The organism is Staphylococcus sp. HMSC057A08, from assembly GCF_001812925.1.
Lineage (GTDB): Bacteria > Bacillota > Bacilli > Staphylococcales > Staphylococcaceae > Staphylococcus > Staphylococcus hominis.
Genome location: NZ_KV810846.1, coordinates 1 through 1,292, shown reverse-complemented (window position 1 = coordinate 1,292; position 1,292 = coordinate 1). Strand labels below are relative to the sequence as shown.

Annotated in this window: 1 protein-coding gene and 1 pseudogene; both read left to right on the top strand. The window is 38.2% G+C overall.

The window, feature by feature from the left end; genetic code table 11:
- Window positions 1-191: pseudogene (locus tag HMPREF2881_RS01575) on the top strand (hypothetical protein); the annotation flags it as partial.
- On the top strand, window positions 191-1,292 hold a 1,102-nt coding region (locus HMPREF2881_RS01570), incomplete at its 3' end, for a peptidoglycan recognition protein family protein (RefSeq protein WP_176744860.1). The pseudogene HMPREF2881_RS01575 and the gene HMPREF2881_RS01570, both read left to right, overlap by 1 nt.

The following is a 1,292-nucleotide window of genomic DNA, read 5'->3' as shown; positions in this document are numbered from 1 at the left end:
TTGGTATTGGTATCGTTTTAGGTGGTATTACAGCGTTTATTCCTGAAATTATTACCGAGTTATCAATTGGTGGTCGATTGCTTGCTGGCTTAATAAGTGGACTAATGGCAACTGGTATTTGGGAAACAGTTAGACCACGTACAGGTTCAACTAAAGATAAAAATAATAAAATTGGTGGAGGTCGTGGATAATGGCAGAAAAATGGAATGGCGTTCCAGTTAAATATGATTTCTTACCTATTGGAACACGTAGAAGTGGGCAACCTTTAACAAGTAAGAAACCTTTATTTGCAGTAGCACATGACACAGGAAACCCTCACACAACAGCACAAACAAATGTAAACTATTATAGAAATACTTACATGGAAAGTTGGGCTACCGTTGCAAGCGCTCATATCTTTGTTGACGATAAAGAGTGCATTGTATGTATTCCAGTAACAGAGAAAGCGTGGCATGTAATATATAACACGCCTACCGATAACCAATGGTACAATGCTGACGCTAACGACGTTGCGTTTGGTGTAGAGGGTAGTTATTTTCCGGGCAACATTCAACGTTCACGTAAGTCGTTAGATAATATGGCACGTGTGTTGGCTTATTTATGTAACTATTGGGGAATTGATTATAAAACCGAAGTGCCGGGACACCAAGATATTCAAGCTGATAAGATCGATCCCGGTAATTTATTAGAGGCTTGCGGATATTCACGCAACGTTAAAAATTTAGATAAACAGATCGCTAAATATATTAATGGCATTAAACCCGCACCGAGCAAGAAACTATCAACAAAAACAAGTAAAAAGCCGACACCTTCGCCTCAAAGTGTGGTTAAGTATAAAGAAGCAATCGAATACATGCATAGCTTGAAAGGACAATATATCGACTTTGATAAAGAGTTTGCTTATCAATGTGCAGATGTCGTTGTAGACTTTATCTATCATGTAACAGGCGGCGTACGTTTCATTGGCAACGCTAAAGAATTACACACTAAAAACGCCATGCCTAAAGGTTGGAAGGTTGTTAAAAATACAAGAGATTACGTGCCACCTATTTGTGCAATTCCCATTTATACGACAGGAGTTTACAAAAAGTGGGGACATACTGGTTTAGTTTGGGATAACAGCGGCGGTACAAAAACATTTACAATCTTAGAGCAAAACTTTGATAGTAAAGCAAATTCACCAGCTAAATTACGTGAAGATGATTACACAGGCTTAACACATTTCATTGTGCCAGACTTCGCTGATGATAGCGTAGACTTAACAGATATTAAAGAAGTGAAAAAATCAGAAC